The following is a 19,385-nucleotide window of genomic DNA, read 5'->3' as shown; positions in this document are numbered from 1 at the left end:
AACGCGTTCTGGTGGCGGGGGTATCGGGGAGCGGCAAGACGACACTCGCCGGTCAGATCTCGGCTCTCATAGGTGCGCCCCACACGGAGATCGACGCGCTGTTCCATGGCCCGGATTGGACACCGCGGCCGGAGTTCCTGAGCGATGTCCGAGCCCTGGTGGACACCGACGCGTGGGTCACGGAGTGGCAGTACGAGGTTGCTCGCCGGATGCTCGTGGAGCATGCAGATCTTCTGGTCTGGCTCGATCTCCCGTTCTGGCGCACCACATTTCCGCGACTGCTGCGGCGTACGGTGCGGCGGAGGGTGCGACGCGAACTGCTCTGGAACGGGAATATCGAACCGCCGCTGTATACGATCTTCACCGAGCGGGTGCACGTGCTTCGCTGGGCCGTGGCAACACGAAAGAAGTACACGGATCTCGTGCCGGTTCTCGCTTCGGAGTTTCCGCACCTTGTCGTCGTCCGGTTGCGTTCGCAACGTGAGGTCGACCGGTGGCTTGCGGGGCCGCTACTGCGCCGGCAGACCCGCTAGGCGGTGACGAGCCAGATCGCCCGGGCGGCAATGTCTCCCAGGTCGATGGGTGTGCCTTCGTCGATGCTGATCTCGATGGTGCCGGCGAAGGGCCGCAGTTCGCGGATGGTGACCTTGCGGTCGAGAGCGATACCGACGGAATCGAAGTAGCGCAGCATCTCTGGATCGGTGTCGGCGATCCGCGCGATGCGTCCCCCGGCCCCGACTTCTAGATCGGCCAACAGTGAGGCATCCGGGGTGGGGACCGAACCGTCTATGGACGGAATGGGATCGCCGTGCGGGTCGCGGGTCGGGTGATCGAGTTTGATGTCCAGGCGTGCCATGAACCGGTCGGAGACCGCGTGTTCGAGAACCTCGGCCTCGTCGTGGACCTCGTCCCAGCTGTAACCGAGTTCTCGGACGAGGAAGGTCTCGAGCAGACGGTGGCGGCGGACCATCAGGATCGCGGCGGTACGGCCGGTGTCGGTCAAGGTGATCGACCCGTAGCGCTCATGCACCACCAGGCCCTGGTCGGCGAGTTTGCGGATCGCTTCAGAGGCCGTGGAGGGGGACACACCGAGCTTTTCGGCCAGCATCTTGGTGGTTATCTTCTCGGGCTTCCATTCCTGCCCGGTCCAGATGACCTTCAGATAGTCCTGGGTGACCGTCGACAGCTCGGAAACCGCCTTCAGCCCGGCCAGGGTGGCGGCGTCCACCGTGGATTCGGAGGGGGTCTCTGAAGAGGGCACCGACCGAGTTTATGACGACCGACTGGGATCTGTGTCATTGCCGCACCAACAACGCATCGTTTCTGTGCTCACGAAGGGGCAGAGAGTGTGCGCTGTCGCATCGGTCGGTGCGGGGTCGTAGGCTTGTGCGGTGTTGCGTTGGCGAGGGCTCGACGATATCCCCGCGGACTGGGGCAGATGTGTGGTCACGATCGGCGTTTTCGACGGCGTCCATCGTGGACATGCGCAATTGATCACCAGGGCCATCCGGGCGGCCAAAGAACGTGGCGTGCCCGCGGTCCTGATGACATTTGATCCCCATCCGGCCGAAGTCGTGCGTCCGGGAACCCATCCGCCGCAGCTCTCGACCCTGACGCGGCGCGCCGAACTGGCCGAAGAGCTCGGGATCGACGTCTTTTGCGTCATGCCGTTCACGCCTGTTCTGGCCGCACAGACACCCAAGGATTTCGCGCACGAGGTGCTCGTGGAGCGGTTGCATGCCCAAGTTGTGGTCGTCGGTGACAACTTCACGTTCGGTAAGAAGGCGGCAGGCAACGTCGAGACACTGCGCAAGTTCGGCGAGCGATTCGGCTTCGAGGTCGAGGCGGTCTCGCTCCTCGGAGAACACGCGGTCACGTTGTCGTCCACGTACATCCGGTCCTGTGTCGATGCCGGTGACGTCGCGACGGCCACCGAAGCGCTCGGACGGCCACATCGCGTCGAAGGTGTTGTCGTGCGCGGCGACGGCCGTGGCCGCGACCTCGGATTCCCGACGGCCAACATCGCCCCGCCGATGTATTCGGCCATCCCGGCCGACGGTGTGTACGCCGCCTGGTTCACGGTCCTCGGCGCCGGCCCGGTGGTTGGCCAGGTCGAACCGGGGGAGAGCTACCGAGCAGCGGTGTCGGTGGGTACCAACCCGTCGTTCTCCGGCCGTACCCGGACCATCGAGGCGTATGTCCTCGACACCTCGGCCGATCTGTACGGCCAGCACGTGGCGGTCGACTTCGTGGCCCGGATCCGAGGTCAGGCGAAGTACGACGAGGTCTCGAACCTGACCGACCAGATCTCCGCAGATGTGGACCAGACCCGACTGCTGCTCCCGTAGCCCTGCCGACAGCCGGTCCGGTCGCGACGATTTGGCCGGGCGGTCCCGCCGCCGGTAGAGTTGTCCGTTGGTGTGCGCTGCGGTTCGCGGTGGCCGCACCGGTTCATGCGGCGGTCGAAAGACCGCCGGGTGTTCTCACACTCACGCGCGATCGTCATAACCAGGAGTTTTTGTGGCACTGACCGTTGAAGAAAAGAAGACCATTCTCGCCGAGTACGGCTTGCATGAGACCGACACCGGATCCCCCGAGGCTCAGGTCGCAATGCTGACCAAGCGGATCGTCGATCTCACCGAGCACCTCAAAGAGCACAAGCATGACCACCACAGCCGTCGTGGCCTGCTGCTGCTCGTCGGTAAGCGCCGCCGGTTGCTCAAGTACGTCGCCAAGGTCGATGTGCAGCGTTACCGCACGCTGATCGAGCGCCTGGGTCTGCGCCGCTAGTTGCCGACGGCGACTCGCCCCGGCGATTCGCCAGGTAAAGCGCCTCTGACCGGCCAGGCCGGACAGATGTAAACCCCAAGATCGTCAAAGCCGAGGATGTCAAGTGATATCCTCGGCTTGGCTTTTGTGTCAGGAAAATGTTCGTCTGTGCGTCCGCACTGGTGAGCGGTCTTCGGTAGTGGCTCCCGGAACGTAGGTACGTTCGTCCGGCGGCTTCGATCGACGGCCGTCACACGGCGACAGCCGCACATTCTCCTGGCGCAGGGCCTACTCGCGTGTGTTTGCCCGCGAGCCGGCCGACTGTTTGCAGGTCGGTCGCGAACCTGAAAGCCAACAGTAGGAGATTCCCACACATGACCGACGTCACCAGCACAGACGCTGTGGAGTACGACGACGAGATCACCGAAGCGACCGCCATCATCGACAATGGCACCTTCGGCACCCGCACCATCCGTTTCGAGACCGGACGTCTCGCGCAGCAGGCAGCCGGCGCAGTTGTCGCCTACCTCGACGAAGAGACCATGCTGCTCTCGGCCACCAGCGCCGGCAAGCACCCGAAAGAACAGTTCGACTTCTTCCCGCTGACGGTTGACGTCGAAGAGCGGATGTACGCCGCAGGCCGCATCCCCGGATCGTTCTTCCGCCGCGAAGGCCGTCCGTCCACCGACGCGATCCTGACCTGCCGCCTGATCGACCGGCCGCTGCGCCCGTCGTTCGTCGACGGCCTGCGTAACGAGATCCAGGTTGTCGTCACCATCCTGAGCCTCGATCCCAAAGACCTGTACGACGTCGTCGCGATCAACGCGGCTTCTGCGTCCACCCAGATCGCCGGACTGCCGTTCTCCGGACCTGTCGGTGGCGTCCGCGTCGCCCTCATCCCGACCGACGAGAACAAGGCCGGCCAGTGGGTTGCATTCCCCACCGTCGAGCAGCTCGAAGGCGCAGTCTTCGACATGGTTGTCGCCGGCCGCATCGTCTCCGGTGAAGGTGACAGCGCCGACGTCGCGATCATGATGGTCGAGGCCGAGGCCACCGACAACGTGATCGAGCTCATCGAAGGTGGCGCCCAGGCGCCGACCGAGGCGATTGTCGCCGAGGGCCTCGAGGCAGCCAAGCCGTTCATCGCCCGCCTCTGTGAAGCACAGCAGAAGCTGGCCGCCGAGGCTTCCAAGCCCACCGGCGACTTCCCGCTGTTCCCGCCGTACGGCGACGACGTCTTCGCCGCTGTCGAAGCTGCCGGAGCCGCGCGTCTCGGAGAGATCCTGAGCATTGCGGGCAAGTCCGAGCGCGACGACAAGACCGATGAGCTCAAGTCGGACATCTTGACCGACCTCGCAGGCAAGTTCGAAGGCCGCGAGAAGGAGATCGGCGCTGCATTCCGCTCGCTGACCAAGAAGCTCGTGCGCAAGCGCATCCTGACCGACCACTTCCGGATCGACGGACGCGGTGTCACCGACATCCGTTCGCTGTCCGCCGAGGTCGCGATCATCCCGCGTGCACACGGCAGCGCCCTGTTCGAGCGCGGCGAGACCCAGATCCTGGGCATCACCACCCTCGACATGGTCAAGATGGCCCAGCAGGTCGATTCGCTCGGACCCGAGACCAGCAAGCGCTACATGCACCACTACAACTTCCCGCCGTACTCGACCGGTGAAACCGGTCGCGTCGGTTCGCCGAAGCGTCGCGAGATCGGGCACGGCGCACTTGCCGAGCGCGCTCTGATGCCGGTGCTGCCGACCGTCGCGGAATTCCCGTACGCCATCCGCCAGGTGTCCGAGGCGCTCAGCTCCAACGGATCAACCTCGATGGGTTCGGTCTGCGCATCGACGATGTCGCTGCTGAACGCCGGTGTTCCCCTGCGGGCGCCGGTTGCCGGTATCGCCATGGGCCTGGTCACCGACGAGGTCGACGGACAGACCCGTTACGTGGCACTGACCGACATCCTCGGCGCCGAAGATGCCTTCGGTGACATGGACTTCAAGGTCGCAGGCACCAAGGACTTCGTGACGGCCCTGCAGCTCGACACCAAGCTCGACGGCATCCCTTCGAGTGTCTTGGCTTCGGCGCTGGCACAGGCGAAGGACGCACGGAGCACCATCCTCGAGGTCATGGCCGAGGCCATCGACGCACCCGACGAGATGAGCCCGTACGCGCCGCGCGTCACCACGGTCAAGGTCCCTGTCGACAAGATCGGCGAGGTCATCGGGCCCAAGGGCAAGATGATCAATTCGATCACCGAGCAGACCGGTGCGAACATCTCCATCGAAGACGACGGCACCGTGTTCGTCGGCGCCACCGATGGACCGTCTGCCCAGGCCGCGATCGACATGATCAACGCCATCGCCAACCCGCAGCTGCCCAAGGTGGGCGAGCGGTTCCTCGGAACCGTCGTCAAGACGACCACCTTCGGTGCGTTCGTCTCGCTGCTTCCGGGCCGCGACGGCCTCGTCCACATCTCGAAGCTGGGCAAGGGCAAGCGGATCAGCAAGGTCGAAGACGTTGTCAACGTCGGCGAGAAGATCCGCGTCGAGATCGCCGACATCGACGATCGCGGCAAGATCAGCCTGGTCCCCGTCGAAGACGAGGCCGCTGCTCCCGCCGACGCTGCTGCAGAGGCGAAAGCCTGAGCCGCACAGCAGATTTAACCGGGACGCATAAGTCTGTGTCCTCAGTTACCCACCGGGCAGTACGGAGATCCGTACTGCCCGGTGGGCTCCGGGTGGTCACCGAGTATCTTCCTGGCGTGCGTTCGGCGTCGGTGGGACTGTGGGTCGCGGTTGGATCTAGAGACGAGAAGCCCTCGGTCGCCGGGGCCGCACATTTCCTTGAACACCTGTTGTTCAAGTCGACGCCGACCCGGTCTGCGGCGAACACCGCGCAGCAGATCGATGCAATCGGCGGAGAACTCAATGCCTTCACCGGCAAAGAGCAGACCTGCTACTACGCCCACGTCCTCGACGAGCACATGGCAACAGCCATCGACATCGTCGCCGACGTCGTCCTGCGGGGCGAATGCCGAACCGAGGACGTCGGGATCGAGCGGGCGGTGGTCCTCGAAGAGATCGCCATGCGCGACGACGATCCCGAGGATCTGCTCGCCGACCTGTTCATGACGGCAATGTACGGCAATCATCCGCTCGGACGGCCGGTCATCGGTTCGGCCGAGTCGATCACGTCGATGACGCGCACGCAGGTGCGTTCCTTCCATCAGCGCCGCTACACCCCCGACAAGATGGTTTTGTCGGTCGCGGGCAACGTCGACCACGCCGAGGTTCTTGCCGCCGCCCGCGCGACGTTCGCCGGACATCTCGACAAGGAAGCAAAACCGGCACCGATTCGATTGGGTGCCAAGGCGATCGGCGGCCGACCCACGCTCGAGGTGTCCTATCGCGACTCCGAGCAGGCGCACCTGTTGCTCGGTGTGCGCGCGCCGGGTCGTGGCAGTGGCGACCGATGGGCACTGTCGGTCCTCAACACCGCAGTCGGTGGGGGACTGAGTTCCCGGCTCTTCCAAGAGATTCGGGAAGCCCGGGGCCTGGCCTATTCGGTGTATTCGTCGGTCGATTCGTTCGCCGACGTCGGTGCGTTCTCGGTGTATGCGGGCTGCTCGCCCGACCATCTCGCCGAGGTCACGTCGGTCATGACCACGATCCTGACCGAGGTGGCAGAACACGGGATCACCGCAGAAGAGCTCGCCCGTGCCAAGGGGTCGCTCCGCGGGGCCATGGTCCTGGGCCTGGAGGACTCGCAGTCCCGGATGCACCGCAATGGTCGCGGTGAGATCAATTACGGCAAGCGGATGACCGTCGACGAGGCATTGCGCAAGATCGATCGCGTCAGCGCTGCCGACACCACCAGGGTCGCCAGGGAACTGCTCGGACAACCCTTCGGTGCGGCTGTGATCGGTCCGTACCGCAACCACCGTCAGCTACCGAAGTCATTGACCTCGCTGGTGCACTGACGGGCGTTGCGCGCTGTGGTCGGCGACCTGGCACGATTACGCCATGACGTCGATCGCCGAGTTCCTCTCCGGGTACCCGCCCTTTGATGCGCTCTCCGGCGACGAGTTGGCGGCGATCGCTGCCGCGTCGCGGATGGAAGACCACGGGTCCGGCAGCACGATCATGAACGGCTTCACCGAGCCGATCGAAGAGCTTGCGGTGGTGGTTTCCGGGCAGGTCGAGCTGTGGAACTCTCCCGATCACAAACCCGACGGACCCGACGAGATCCTGGGTCCGGGCGGGGTTTTCGGCTACTCGGGAATGCTCACCGGATCGTCCATCGGACCGCTGGCGCTTGCGGCCGGTCCGGTGCGGGTCTGCCGGATTCCGGGCCACACGGTGCGGCCGGTCTTCTCGTCACTGGCCGGTGCGGAGTTCTTGGCACGCAAGCTCACGGTCGCGCAACGCGCAGACTCACCGTTGGTCAGCAACTTCGGGACTGTGGACGAACTCATCCGGACGCCGCCGGTGGTGGGGACCGCCGATATGACCGTCCAGCAGGCCGCGCAGAAGATCACCGAACACCACAGCGGCTATATCGTGATCCCGTGTCCGGACGGCCGGTTCGGGGTACTGACCGACCGTGACATCCGTGCCCGCGTGGTGGCGACAGGGGCGGACCTGTCTCAGCCGGTCCATCAGGTGATGTCCTATCCGGCGGTCACGGCACTGACGACGGCCTCGGCATCCGATGTCCTGGTGGACATCTTGGACCGCGGGGTCACGTGCGTACCGGTGATCGATCCACACGGGACGTTGCGCGGTGTGGTCGTTCCGGAGGACTTCGTCAATGCACCGGCCGGCGCCGGTGTCTCCCTCCGCGAACAGATCGCGCGCGCCGACTCTTTCGACACGCTGGCCGAGCGGGGGCGGCGGATGCGTTATGTGGCGGCCGATCTCCTGCGCCGGGGACGGCCGTCGTATGAGGTGACCGCAGTCCTGTCCGTGCTGACTGACGCGGTGGTCCGGCGGGCGTTGGAGATCGTGCTGAACTCGCGTCCCGACCTCGACCCGGCCGCGCTGACCTGGCTGTCGTTGGGTAGCAACGCACGTCGGGAGTCGGTGCTCAGTTCCGACGTGGATTCGGCGGTCTCGTTCGACGAGTCGGTGTCCGACCCCGAACAGATTGCCGCCTACCGGAGCGCGTTCGCCGATGTCGGCGACGTGCTGCGCGGCAGTGGACTCGGCGTCGACACCAACGGTGCCACTGCGGACATGCCGCTGTTCTCCAGAACCCACGGGCAATGGCGCGAGGTTGCCGAACAGTGGCTCGAGTCCCCGCTCGACAACAAGGGGATGATCCTGGCGTCGTTGCTGCTCGACGGCCGTCCGATCTGGGGCGACCCGGGTGCGACCGCGGTCTCCGAGGTGTTCCGTGATCTGCGCCGACATCCGGGCACGATGCGGCTGTTGCTTGCCGAATCACTGTCCTACAAGGCGAAATTGCGGTCGATGCGCGACGTGCTGGCGCGGCGGGGCGGAACGTTCGACATCAAGGGTCATGCCCTGGTTCCGGTGATCAACATCGCCCGGTGGGCAGCGCTGAGCGTTCAGAGCCCCGAACTCGGAACCCGCGCGCGGCTCTCGGCGGCCGCCGGGAGCGCAATGCTCAGCGAGGACAACGCGAACACGCTCATCGAGGTGTTCGAGGTGCTGCAGAAGATTCGTCTGACCTACCAGGTCGCGCAGCTCGATCATGGTGAGGCGGCATCGGACGTACTGACCATGCAACGCCTTTCGCCGCTGGACCGCAGCCTCGTCGGACAAGCGGTCCGGGAGGTGTCGGCAGTCCAGCGGCGAATGGACAATATGTCTCACTACATGTCGGTCCGGCAATGGGCCGGGCCGGACGGGTCAGATCCGCAGGGGTGAGACGCCCAGCGGGATGTCGAGAGCTTCGCAGACGTGCGGGCAGAGCAATTCACCCTGATGGGTGGACAAACCCTTGGCCAGTGCCGGATCTCGGCGCAAGGCTTCGGTCCAGCCGAGATCCGCGAGGCGCAGGACATAGGGGAGGGTCGCGCCGGTCAGTGCCATCGTCGAGGTGCGGGCCACCGACCCGGGCATGTTGGCCACGCAATAGAAGACCGAATCGTGAACCATGAACGTCGGGTCGTCGTGTGTGGTCGGCCGGGAATCCTCGAAGCAGCCGCCCTGGTCGATGGCGATGTCGACAAACACCGATCCGGGCTTGCACTGTGCCACCAGGGAATTGGAGACCAGGACCGGCGCCTTCGCGCCGGGCACCAATACGGCTCCGATGACGAGGTCGGCCTGCTTGACCGCCTCGTCGAGGTCGAACGTGGTGCTGTAACGGGTGTGGACCCGACCGCCCCAACGCGCGTCGATGGCACGGAGTTTGGTGATGTCGAGGTCGAAGACGGTGACCTCGGCGCCCATCCCAACCGCGATCGTGGCCGCATTGACGCCGCTGACGCCGCCGCCGATGACAACAACCTCCGCCGGAACGGTCCCGGGGACGCCGCCCATCAGCACGCCGCGACCGCCGGCCGAGCGCATCAGATGGTAAGCGCCGACCTGCGGGGCGAGTCGTCCGGCGACCTCGCTCATCGGGGCGAGCAACGGCAGTGATCCGTCGGCCGCCTGCACGGTCTCATAGGCGATAGAGGTGGTGCCGGACTTCAAGAGGGCTTCGGTGCAGTCGCGCCCGGCGGCGAGGTGCAGGTAGGTGAAGAGCGTCTGGCCCTCGCGCATGAGTTCGTATTCGGAGGCGATCGGCTCTTTGACCTTGAGCAGCAACTCTGCCTGTTCCCACACCTCGCGGGCGGTGCCGAGGATCTGCGCGCCTGCCTCCTTGAAATCTGTGTCGGCGATGGCCGATCCGGTGCCGGCTTCGTGCTCGATGATCACTTCGTGGCCGCGCCGGGTGAGTTCGGCAACTCCTGCCGGTGTGATGGCGACTCGGAACTCGTTGTTCTTGATCTCGCGTGGGATGCCGACGCGCATGAATAGCTCCTCGATGGTGGTGGGATCGGCCTCACACCAGCGTGAAGAAACAGCGGAAAGTCTGCAAGATCAGTGATAAAGATTCTCAAACAGCTAGCCTTTGGTGAAGATATTGCGGGAATGGAGGTTGTGATGGCGCTTGAGTCGAACAATATTCGGGCTCGTTACGCCGGGCTCGACGACATCGATCGGCGACTGCTCGCTCTGCTGCAGGTCGATGCCCGCATGCCGAACAGTGCGTTGGCGGCGGAGGTGGGCATTGCGGCATCGACATGCCATGGGCGAATCCGGCGTCTGATCGACATGGGGGTGGTGCGCGGCTTCTTCGCCGACATCGATCCGGCTGCGGTCGGTCGGCCGTTGCGCGCCATGGTCGCGGTGAGTCTCCAGTCGGATGCGCGTGGACAGATCCGGCGATTTGTCGCTGAACTCGGCCGTAAAGACGAGGTCATCGACGTCTTTTTCCTGGCCGGGGCGGACGATTATCTGCTGCATGTGGCCACGGCGGACACCGAGGCGCTACGAAGGTTCATCGAGATGCTCAATTCGCGGCCCGAGGTGGCAGGTACGACCACGTCGTTGGTGTTCGAGCATCTTCGCGGTTCGGCGCCGATCTTCTGATCGAGTGTCAGGTCTCCCTGGTCGGAGTGGCCGCGTCGAGCTGACTAGACTCGGCGAGGTGACTGACCAGATCAAAGTAGGTGTCCTCGGTTCCGGCGGCAAAGTGGGCCAGGCAATCGTGTCGGGTATCGAGGCCGCAGCCGACCTCGACTTCAGCGCAGGCGTCGACAAGGGCGACCCGTTGTCGCGGTTCGTCGAGACCTCGACCTCTGTGGTGGTGGACTTCACCCACCCGGACGTGGTGATGGACAACCTGAAGTTTTTGATAGAGAACGGGATTCACGCGGTTGTCGGTACGACGGGCTTTGACGACGCGCGATTGGGCACGGTTCGCGGTTGGCTTGCAGACAATCCTGGCGTCAGTGTCCTGATCGCACCGAACTTTGCCATCGGCGCGGTGCTCAGTATGCGATTCGCTCAGCAGGCGGCACGCTTCTTCGATTCGGTCGAGGTGATCGAACTCCACCATCCACATAAGGCTGATGCACCGTCGGGTACTGCGTACCGGACCGCGGGCCTGATCGCCCAGGCTCGGGCCGAGGCGGGTGTGCCGGTCAGCCCTGATGCGACCACCTCCGAACTCGAGGGCGCCCGTGGCGCCGATGTCGACGGTGTACGTGTGCACTCGGTTCGGCTTGCCGGACTGGTTGCCCATCAGGAGGTCCTCTTCGGGACGCAGGGTGAGACCCTGACGATCCGACACGACTCGATCGACCGCACGTCGTTTGTCCCGGGGGTGTTGCTCGGTGTCCGTGAGATCAGTGGCCGTCCGGGTCTCACCGTGGGTCTCGACGACCTGATGGACCTGTGAGCGGGTCCGAGGTAGTGAGCGAGAAGCAGAAAGACGCACGGCCCATCGTCATCGGGATCGGCGTACTCGTCCTGGTGCTCTTCTTCTACTTCTTCCTGTTGGGTGCCCGTGCCATCGACCTGATGGCCACCGGTGAGGTGGTCGGAATCGGTCTGGGTATCGGGGTGATCATCCTGCCGTTGCTCGGTGTCTGGATGGTGGTCGGTGCGCTGCGGTCCGGTATCGCTCATCAGCGACTGGCTCGCCGGATGCGTGAGGAGGGTAGGGAACTCGACGTCTCAGCCCTGCCCAAGCGTCCTTCGGGTCGCATCGAACGTGAGGCTGCCGATGAGCTTTTCGAGCAGGTCAAGGCGGAATGGGAAGCCGACCCGAGTAACTGGCGGTCGACGTACCGCATCGCACGCGCCTACGACTATGCAGGCGACCGCAGCCGTGCTCGCGAGATGATGAAACGTGCTGTGGCGCAGGAGAAAGAATCCGGGTCGTAGACAGAAGGATCGCTGATGTCGCGTTTGTTGATCATCCACCACACACCGTCGCCGCATTGCCAGGCGATGTTCGAGGCCGTGGTGTCCGGCGCGAGCGATCCCGAGATCGATGGCGTCGAGGTGGTGCGCCGGGCCGCGCTCACGGTGTCACCCGCCGAGATGCTCGAAGCCGACGGCTACCTACTGGGGACTCCCGCCAACCTCGGCTACATCAGCGGCGCGCTCAAGCATGCGTTCGACGGTGCGTACTACCAGATTCTCGACTCGACCCGCGGACGTCCGTTCGGGCTCTACCTCCACGGCAACGAGGGCTCCGAAGGGGCCGAACGTGCTGTCGATTCCATCACCACGGGCCTCGGCTGGTCCAAGGCCGCCGAATACGTTGTGGTGTCGGGTAAACCGAGCAAGGACGATCTCGGGGCGTGCTGGGAACTCGGCGCGACGGTTGCTGCGCAGTTGATGGGGTAGACAAATGCACCCGTTCCAGTCATTTACACACGTTGCAACGTGTGTAAATGACTGCAACAGGTGCATTTGTCTCGGATCCAGTGACGCTGGCTAGCGCGGCTGGGGCCGTCATGTCCAGGTTGTCGGCGTCGACCTTTAGACTTGGCCACGTGAGCGACGCGGTGAAGATTCCGACCCCCTATGAAGACCTGCTGCGGTTGGTCCTCGAAACGGGGACTCCCAAGGCCGACCGCACGGGCACCGGCACCCGGAGCCTGTTCGGTCACCAGTTGCGCTACGACCTTTCTGAAGGGTTTCCGCTGATCACGACCAAGCGGGTGCACCTGAAGTCGATCGTCTACGAGTTGCTGTGGTTCTTGCGCGGCGATTCGAACGTGCGATGGCTGCAAGAACACGGCGTCACCATCTGGGACGAGTGGGCCGACGCCAACGGCGAACTCGGACCCGTCTACGGCGTGCAGTGGCGCAGTTGGCCGACGCCCTCGGGCGAGCACATCGACCAGATCAGTGCTGCACTCGAGATGTTGCGCACCAACCCCGACTCGCGACGCAACATCGTCTCGGCGTGGAACGTCGGAGAGATCCCGCAGATGGCGCTCCCGCCGTGCCATGCGTTCTTCCAGTTCTATGTCGCCGACGGAAAACTGTCCTGCCAGCTGTACCAGCGCAGCGCCGACCTGTTCCTCGGGGTGCCGTTCAACATCGCGTCTTACGCACTGCTCACCCACATGATGGCGGCGCAGGCCGGCCTCGAGGTCGGGGAGTTCGTCTGGACCGGTGGTGACTGCCACATCTACGACAACCACGTCGAACAGGTCACCAAGCAACTCTCGCGTGACCCGTACGCGTACCCGACGTTGGCTCTGGCGCAACGTGATTCGATCTTCGACTACCGCTACGAGGACATCGAGGTGCTCGACTACAAGTACCACCCGGGGATCAAAGCGCCGGTGGCGGTTTAGACACTGTGACCATCGCACTCATCTGGGCGCAGTCTGTCGACGGCGTGATCGGCCGCGGCGGAGACATGCCGTGGCAGCTGTCCGAGGATCAGAAGTACTTCCGGCAGGTCACCGGCAAACATCCGGTGGTGATGGGTCGTCGCACCTGGGACTCGTTGCCCGCAAGGTTTCGTCCGCTGCCGGGGCGCGAAAACCTGGTGGTCACCCGGAAGCGGGACTGGTTCGGCGAAGGTGCTCGCAGTTTTCCGGATGTCGATTCGGCGATCGCTGCCGGGCGCGAACTCGACCCAACGGTCTTTGTGATGGGTGGCGGTGAAATCTATCGGGCCGCACTGGATCTGGCTGACACCGCCTACGTCACCGAAATCGATGTCGAGGTTCCCGATGGAGATACGCGGGCACCGGATCTGGATCCGCAACGCTGGCAACTCTGCGCCGACGAACCGTGGCAGGAAGCCGGTAACGGACTTCGCTACCGTTTCCTCAAGTACACGGCCAGGGCGTAACAGTGGCCGGTCGCGATCAGTTGTCAGGTGCGCAGGCGCGCCGAATTGCGTTGGCGGCGCAAGGATTCACGGATCGGATGCCGGCCGGGGCGGTGACCCGCAAACACCTGCAACGAGTACTCGACCGCACGCGACTGCTGCAGATGGACTCGGTCACTGTTGCGGTCCGTGCCCACTACATGCCGATCTTCAGTCGCCTCGGAAACTACGATCGCGCGGTACTCGAACAAGCCGCCTGGGAGCCGGGCCCGCGCCGGCCAACTCTGCTCGCCGAGTACTGGGCACACGAGGCGGCGCTGATCCCGATCGAACACTGGCCGCTGTTCCGGTGGCGGATGGAAGACTTCCGGCACGGCCGCTATCGCGAAGCGGTGGGAGATCGGAATTCAATGGCGATGCGCGCGGTCATCCGCGACACCATCGCAGAGATCGGGCCCAGTACCAGTGGGTTGATCGAAGACCATCTCGGACACGAGAAGCGTCCGAAGAAAGGCACCTGGTGGGACCGCAGCCAGGTCAAACATCTGTGCGAGGTGATGTTCGCCGCCGGAGAACTCTCGGCGATGCGGCGCAACGGATTCACTCGCTACTACGACCTCACCGAGAACGTGGTGGGGGAGCACTCGAACGTCGAGATCGCACGCGACGACGCGATTCGTGAGCTGGTGCGGGGTTCGGTGACCGCGCTCGGTGTCGGCACCGAGGCCGACATCCGCGACTACTACCGACTCAAACCCCAACCCGCGCGGGACGCGATCGCCGACCTGCTGTCGGCGGGGGAGATTCAGCAGGTGACGGTGGAGGGTTGGTCCAAACCGGGTTACCTCGACCCGGCCGCGCGGATCCCACGCACGGTGACCCGAAGCGCGCTGCTCAGCCCCTTCGACCCGCTGATCTTCTTCCGGCCCCGTACCGAGCGGGTATTCGACTTCCACTACCGCATCGAGATCTACGTACCCGAGCCCAAACGGGTCCACGGCTACTACGTGCTCCCGTACCTGATGGGAGACCAGATCGTCGCCCGCGTCGACCTCAAGACGGACAGGGTCGGTGATCGGCTGCTGGTTCTCGGAGCCTTCTGCGAATCCGGGGCCAACCCCACGGTGGTGGCGCAGTCCCTGGCCGCTGACCTCCACGCGATGGCGCTCTGGCTCGGTGTCGGTCGCGTGGAGGTCGGCGATCGGGGCGATCTGGCTCCGGTGCTGGCAAGGGCCATCGGCTCAGCTGCGTTCACCTGAGCCTTGATCTCGAACGGATCCGGTGATGTGGCCGTCTGGGCGTCGTCCGGGTAGGTGAGGTCGATAGCATGTCCGACTTCGAGGTGGTGGACAATCGGTGGGGCTCGAACCCACAGGAAAGAGGGAAGTGCAGTGTCGGAATTGGTGCCGTTGAAGGTGCAACTGGTGGCGAAGACGTCGTTCGACGCTCCCGCCGATGTGCCGTGGAGCACTGACGTCGACGGCGGGGAAGCGTTGGTCGAGTTCGCGGGCCGGGCCTGCTATCAGAGCTGGGACAAACCGAACCCCCGGACAGCAACCAACGCCGGCTACCTGCGCCACATTTTGGAAGTCGGACATCTGTCGCTGCTCGAACACGCGACCGTGACGTTCTACATCGCCGGGATCTCGCGTTCGTGCACCCACGAATTGATCCGGCATCGTCATTTCTCGTATTCGCAGCTCTCGCAACGCTTTGTGCCGGAGCATGATTCGAACGTCGTACCGCCACCGGCCATCCGCGGCGACGCGGAACTCGAGGCGCTGTTCATCGAGGCCACCGACGCCAGCCGTAAGGCGTACTCGGAACTTTTGACCGCGTTGGAAGAGAAGTTCTCGGACGTACCCAACAACATCCTGCGACGTAAGCAGGCCCGGCAGGCCGCCCGAGCCGTCCTTCCGAACGCCACCGAAACCAAGATCGTCGTGACCGGCAACTACCGCGCGTGGCGTCATTTCATCGGTATGCGGGCCACCGAACACGCCGATGTCGAGATCCGGCAACTGGCGATCGAATGCTTGCGCCAGCTCACCGATGTCGCGCCAACGGTTTTCGGGGACTTCGAGATCGGGACGCTCTCGGACGGCACAGAAGTGGCCACGTCGCCGTTTGTTCTCGAAGGCTGAAACCCCGCGGCACCCCACAGGTGCCACGGATTAAGCGACTGGCCTGTGCTCCGGTAACCTTAACCACCATGATCACCGGTGCGACGCAACCACAGAGCTTCCCCTTCGGGACTGTCAGTGTTGCGATGGTTACCCCGTTCACCGCTGACGGATCGCTGGACCTCGAACGAGCCGCTGAACTTGCCGACCGGCTCGTTTCCGGCGGCTGCGACGGTCTGGTTGTCTCCGGCACCACAGGCGAATCGCCCACCACGACTCCGGCCGAGAAGCTGGACCTGCTCCGGGTGGTCCTGGACGCGGTCGGCGACCGCGCCCGGATCGTGCAGGGTGCAGGCAGTTACGACACCCGAGAAAGTGTCTGGTTCGCCAAGGAATCGGCAGCGATCGGTGCGCATGGCCTGTTGGTGGTGACCCCGTACTATTCCCGGCCGCCGCAGGCAGGTCTGCTTGCGCACTTCACCGCCATCGCCGACGCCACCGATGTGCCGGTGTTGCTGTACGACATTCCACCCCGGTCGGTCATCCCGATCGAGCACCGAACTCTGTTGGAGCTCTCGCGACACCCGAACATTCGTGGCGTCAAAGACGCCAAGGGCGATCTGAACTCGGCGGCGTCGCTGATGGCCGATACCGGCCTTCAGTACTTCTCCGGCGAAGACGCACTGAATCTGCCGTGGCTGTCGATCGGCGCGGCGGGTTTTGTCAGCGTCATCGGCCACCTGGTTCCCGATCGCCTGCGTGACATGCTCGACGCGGTCAACAAGGGTGATCTCGTCCGGGCCCGCGAGCTCAATGTGTCGATGATCCCGCTCGTCAACGCGATGGGCCGTCTGGGAGGCGTCACGATGGTCAAGGCAGCGTTGCGCATCCTGGGTATGGATGTCGGCGAACCCCGGTTACCGCAGGTGCCGGCGAACGGTCCACAAATCGAAGCGCTGATCGCGGATCTGCGTGCAGCGAAGGTGCTTTCATGACAACTCCAGATTCGCCCGGGCGTAAGCGCGGCAGAGTGATCCGTCGCAAGGCCGGACCACCGGCAGAGCCGAAACCACAGACGAGCCCCGCTGCAGCGGAACCGAAGGCGGACAACATCCCCGAATCGAACGCACCCAAGTCATCAAAATCGGTCGCCCAGAAGCGGTCTCCGCGGAATCGTCGTGGCGGTCAGGGACAGTCGGCAGCGAAACGGACCGACGCCCGGGTTGTCGAGAACAGCAACAGGCTCGGCACCCCACCGAAACTCCCGGCCAACGGTATGCGCATCGTCGCCCTCGGCGGAATCGGTGAAATCGGCCGCAACATGACCGTTTTCGAATACGACGGCAAGCTGCTGATCGTCGACTGTGGTGTGTTGTTCCCCGAAGATGCCCAGCCCGGTGTCGACCTGATCCTGCCGGACTTCCGGTACATCGAAGACCGGATGGACGACGTCGAGGCGATCATCCTGACGCACGGACACGAAGACCACATCGGTGCCGTGCCGTTCTTGCTCCGGTTGCGGTCCGACATCCCGGTGATCGGCGCGAAGTTCACGCTTGCCCTGCTGGCGGCCAAGTGCAAAGAGCATCGCCTGCGTCCCAAGCTGATCGAGGTGTTCGAGGGCGAGTTCACCAAACACGGTCCGTTCGAGGTCGAGTATTTCGCGGTCAACCATTCGATCCCGGATGCGCTCGCCGTGGCCATTCGTACGGGTGCCGGCGTGGTCCTCCACACCGGCGACATCAAGCTCGACCAGCTGCCACTCGACGGTCGTCTCACCGACCTGGCCGGCTTCAGCCGTCTCGGCGATGAGGGCGTCGACCTCTTCCTTGTCGACTCGACCAATGCCGAGGTTCCCGGATTCGTCACCCCCGAACGTGAGATCGGTGGCGTCCTCGACCAGGTGATCGGCAAGGCCAAGCACCGCGTGATCGTGGCGTCCTTTGCCAGCCACGTCCACCGGATCCAGCAGGTCGTCGACGTGGCCCACGCCCACGGGCGCCGGGTGACGTTTGTCGGACGCTCGATGGTCCGCAACATGCAGATCGCCCAGGAACTCGGTTACCTGCGGGTGCCCGACGGCGTGGTGGTCGACATGGACACCGCCGCCGCACTGCCCGACAACAAGCTCGTGCTGGTCTCGACCGGCTCGCAGGGTGAGCCGCTCTCCGCGCTCTCCCGGATGGCCAAGGGCGAACATCGGCAGATCAACATCCATGCCGACGACCTGGTCGTATTGGCATCGTCGCTCATCCCGGGCAACGAGAACTCGGTGTTCGCCGTTGTCAACGGCCTCGCGCGGCGCGGTGCCACCGTGGTCACGCAGCAGAGCGCCAAGGTGCACGTCTCCGGACACGCATCGGCAGGAGAGCTGCTGTACCTGTACAACGCAGTACGGCCGTCGAACGTGATGCCGGTCCACGGCGAATGGCGCCACCTGCGTGCCAATGCGGCGCTGGCCGAGGCCACCGGTGTCCCGTCGGACGCCGTGGTCCTCGCCGAAGACGGCGTGATCGTCGACCTCGTCGATGGGCGCGCGTCGATCACCGGCCGGGTTCCGGTGGGCTTCGTCTACGTCGATGGACTCTCTGTCGGTGATGTCGGCGAGTCGACCTTGTCCGAACGGCTTGTCCTCGGTGAAGGTGGCTTCATCGCCATCGCGGTGGTGATCGACGCCGACACCGGTCGTGCGGTCAGCCCGCCCGAGGTCTCCGGTCGTGGATTCTCCGACGATCCGGCGGCGCTCAAAGAAGCGGCCAACCTGGTCGACAGCTCTCTCGAACAACTGGCCAACGAAGGTGTCACCGATGCGCATCGCATCGCGCAGACCATCCGTCGTGTGGTCGGCCGTTGGGTCGCCGACAAGTACCGCCGCCGGCCGATGATCGTGCCAACGGTTCTGACGGTGAGCGACTCCGGCAACAGCTAGTGCTATGTGGCGCAAGGGTGGTCGGCGCCACATAGGGTGGTGCCATGACGATTGCCCGAGATGAACGTGCAGCGCTTGTGACCACTCTTCGTGCGGTCGGACCCGACGCGCCAACCCTCTGTGAGGGATGGACGACCCGGGATCTGACTGCGCACATGATCGTGCGTGAGTACCGCCTCGATGCGGCGCCCGGGATTCTCATCCCGGCCTTCGCCGGGCACACTAAGTCGGTTCAGGACAAGGCGGCGAAGGCCGACTGGGATTCGATGGTCGCAAAGTTCGCCGCCGGGCCCCCGCTGTATTCGCCGATGAAGCCGCTCGACCGTTTTGCGAACGTCACGGAAATGTTCGTGCACCACGAGGATGTCCGCCGCGCGGCGCCGGCATGGGAGCCTCGGACCCTCGGTGCCGATGCGACCAAGGCGATTCTCACGCCGCTGAAGGCGATGGCGAAAAGGGCGATCGCAAAGTCTCCCGCCACTGTTGAATTGGTCACCCCGGACGGTGAGCAGATCGCAACAGGGGGCAGGGGACCGGCGGTTCGGATCACCGGTGAACCGCTGGAACTGATGTTGTTCACGTTCGGACGAGCCCAGACCCGTTTGGATTTCGACGGTGACGCCGACGCTGTTGCGGCGGTGAAGTCGGCCAAGCGTGGCTTTTAGTAACAATCACGAATTCGACACGCAAGCCCGATACACGTGTTGTAGATGAGGTTTGTGTGACTGTTGCCGACTAAG

General features: G+C 64.4%; 19 protein-coding genes. 17 read left to right on the top strand and 2 right to left on the bottom strand.

Features of this window, described 5'->3' with window-relative positions; all coding sequences use genetic code 11:
• Positions 1–11: 11 nt before the first annotated feature.
• Complete coding sequence (locus tag AC1D75_RS18230) at positions 12–533, top strand: P-loop NTPase family protein (RefSeq protein WP_495516708.1); 522 nt, start codon at positions 12–14, stop codon at positions 531–533.
• Here the strand turns inward: AC1D75_RS18230 and AC1D75_RS18225 are convergent.
• Positions 530–1,228 carry a metal-dependent transcriptional regulator gene (locus tag AC1D75_RS18225; RefSeq protein ID WP_482139884.1) on the bottom strand — a complete coding sequence of 233 codons (699 nt, stop codon included), beginning with the start codon at positions 1,226–1,228 and terminating at the stop codon, positions 530–532. The two genes, AC1D75_RS18230 and AC1D75_RS18225, sit on opposite strands and share 4 nt — an antisense overlap.
• Before the next feature lie 163 nt (positions 1,229–1,391).
• On the opposite strand from AC1D75_RS18225, the gene AC1D75_RS18220 reads away from it, so the two are divergent.
• From AC1D75_RS18220 to AC1D75_RS18200, 5 genes are all read left to right on the top strand, one after another.
• The gene (locus AC1D75_RS18220) at positions 1,392–2,348 is read left to right on the top strand and encodes a bifunctional riboflavin kinase/FAD synthetase (RefSeq protein ID WP_495516707.1); all 957 of its coding nucleotides are present in this window, start codon (positions 1,392–1,394) and stop codon (positions 2,346–2,348) included.
• 172 nt (positions 2,349–2,520) lie between these two features.
• Complete coding sequence (gene rpsO / locus AC1D75_RS18215; RefSeq protein ID WP_482139146.1) at positions 2,521–2,790, top strand: 30S ribosomal protein S15; 270 nt, start codon at positions 2,521–2,523, stop codon at positions 2,788–2,790.
• A 353-nt stretch (positions 2,791–3,143) separates the two neighbouring features.
• Positions 3,144–5,417 (top strand): polyribonucleotide nucleotidyltransferase, encoded by a 2,274-nt coding sequence (locus AC1D75_RS18210; protein ID WP_495516706.1) that lies wholly within the window; start codon positions 3,144–3,146, stop codon positions 5,415–5,417.
• Between the two features lie 35 nt (positions 5,418–5,452).
• A complete protein-coding gene (locus AC1D75_RS18205; RefSeq protein WP_495516705.1) occupies positions 5,453–6,751 on the top strand; it encodes a M16 family metallopeptidase in 1,299 nt (432 codons plus the stop codon).
• Between the two features lie 43 nt (positions 6,752–6,794).
• The gene (locus AC1D75_RS18200) at positions 6,795–8,663 is read left to right on the top strand and encodes a putative nucleotidyltransferase substrate binding domain-containing protein (protein ID WP_495516704.1); all 1,869 of its coding nucleotides are present in this window, start codon (positions 6,795–6,797) and stop codon (positions 8,661–8,663) included.
• On the opposite strand, the gene ald is transcribed toward AC1D75_RS18200, so the two are convergent.
• Positions 8,646–9,758: an alanine dehydrogenase gene (gene ald, locus AC1D75_RS18195; protein ID WP_495516703.1), complete on the bottom strand. Its 1,113-nt coding sequence runs from the start codon at positions 9,756–9,758 to the stop codon at positions 8,646–8,648. The genes AC1D75_RS18200 and ald overlap by 18 nt on opposite strands.
• Positions 9,759–9,890: 132 nt before the next feature.
• Here ald and AC1D75_RS18190 point away from each other — a divergent pair, with 132 nt between their 5' ends.
• The 11 genes from AC1D75_RS18190 (at position 9,891) to AC1D75_RS18140 (ending at position 19,310) form a co-directional block, all read left to right on the top strand.
• Positions 9,891–10,379 (top strand): Lrp/AsnC family transcriptional regulator, encoded by a 489-nt coding sequence (locus AC1D75_RS18190; protein WP_495516702.1) that lies wholly within the window; start codon positions 9,891–9,893, stop codon positions 10,377–10,379.
• Positions 10,380–10,437: 58 nt separating this feature from the next.
• Positions 10,438–11,190 carry a 4-hydroxy-tetrahydrodipicolinate reductase gene (dapB, locus tag AC1D75_RS18185; RefSeq protein ID WP_495516701.1) on the top strand — a complete coding sequence of 251 codons (753 nt, stop codon included), beginning with the start codon at positions 10,438–10,440 and terminating at the stop codon, positions 11,188–11,190.
• A 14-nt stretch (positions 11,191–11,204) separates the two neighbouring features.
• Positions 11,205–11,678, top strand: a complete 474-nt coding sequence (locus tag AC1D75_RS18180) for a hypothetical protein (RefSeq protein ID WP_495516700.1) — start codon at positions 11,205–11,207, stop codon at positions 11,676–11,678.
• Between the two features lie 15 nt (positions 11,679–11,693).
• The gene (locus tag AC1D75_RS18175; RefSeq protein ID WP_495516699.1) at positions 11,694–12,146 is read left to right on the top strand and encodes a flavodoxin family protein; all 453 of its coding nucleotides are present in this window, start codon (positions 11,694–11,696) and stop codon (positions 12,144–12,146) included.
• 161 nt (positions 12,147–12,307) lie between these two features.
• A complete protein-coding gene (locus AC1D75_RS18170; protein ID WP_495516925.1) occupies positions 12,308–13,108 on the top strand; it encodes a thymidylate synthase in 801 nt (266 codons plus the stop codon).
• Positions 13,109–13,113: 5 nt separating this feature from the next.
• On the top strand, positions 13,114–13,614 hold the full coding sequence (locus tag AC1D75_RS18165) for a dihydrofolate reductase (protein ID WP_495516698.1): 501 nt from the start codon (positions 13,114–13,116) through the stop codon (positions 13,612–13,614).
• 2 nt (positions 13,615–13,616) lie between these two features.
• A complete protein-coding gene (locus tag AC1D75_RS18160) occupies positions 13,617–14,852 on the top strand; it encodes a winged helix-turn-helix domain-containing protein (RefSeq protein ID WP_495516697.1) in 1,236 nt (411 codons plus the stop codon).
• A 132-nt stretch (positions 14,853–14,984) separates the two neighbouring features.
• Complete coding sequence (gene thyX / locus AC1D75_RS18155; RefSeq protein ID WP_495516696.1) at positions 14,985–15,737, top strand: FAD-dependent thymidylate synthase; 753 nt, start codon at positions 14,985–14,987, stop codon at positions 15,735–15,737.
• 68 nt (positions 15,738–15,805) lie between these two features.
• Positions 15,806–16,711 carry a 4-hydroxy-tetrahydrodipicolinate synthase gene (dapA, locus tag AC1D75_RS18150; RefSeq protein ID WP_495516695.1) on the top strand — a complete coding sequence of 302 codons (906 nt, stop codon included), beginning with the start codon at positions 15,806–15,808 and terminating at the stop codon, positions 16,709–16,711.
• Positions 16,708–18,645 carry a ribonuclease J gene (locus tag AC1D75_RS18145; protein WP_495516694.1) on the top strand — a complete coding sequence of 646 codons (1,938 nt, stop codon included), beginning with the start codon at positions 16,708–16,710 and terminating at the stop codon, positions 18,643–18,645. The genes dapA and AC1D75_RS18145 overlap by 4 nt, the downstream gene beginning before the upstream one ends.
• Positions 18,646–18,689: 44 nt before the next feature.
• Positions 18,690–19,310, top strand: coding sequence for a TIGR03085 family metal-binding protein (locus AC1D75_RS18140; RefSeq protein WP_495516693.1), 621 nt, complete (start codon positions 18,690–18,692; stop codon positions 19,308–19,310).
• Positions 19,311–19,385 lie beyond the last annotated feature (75 nt).

This window comes from Williamsia sp. Y712 (genome assembly GCF_059445525.1).
This window is presented reverse-complemented; position numbering and strand designations above follow the sequence as displayed.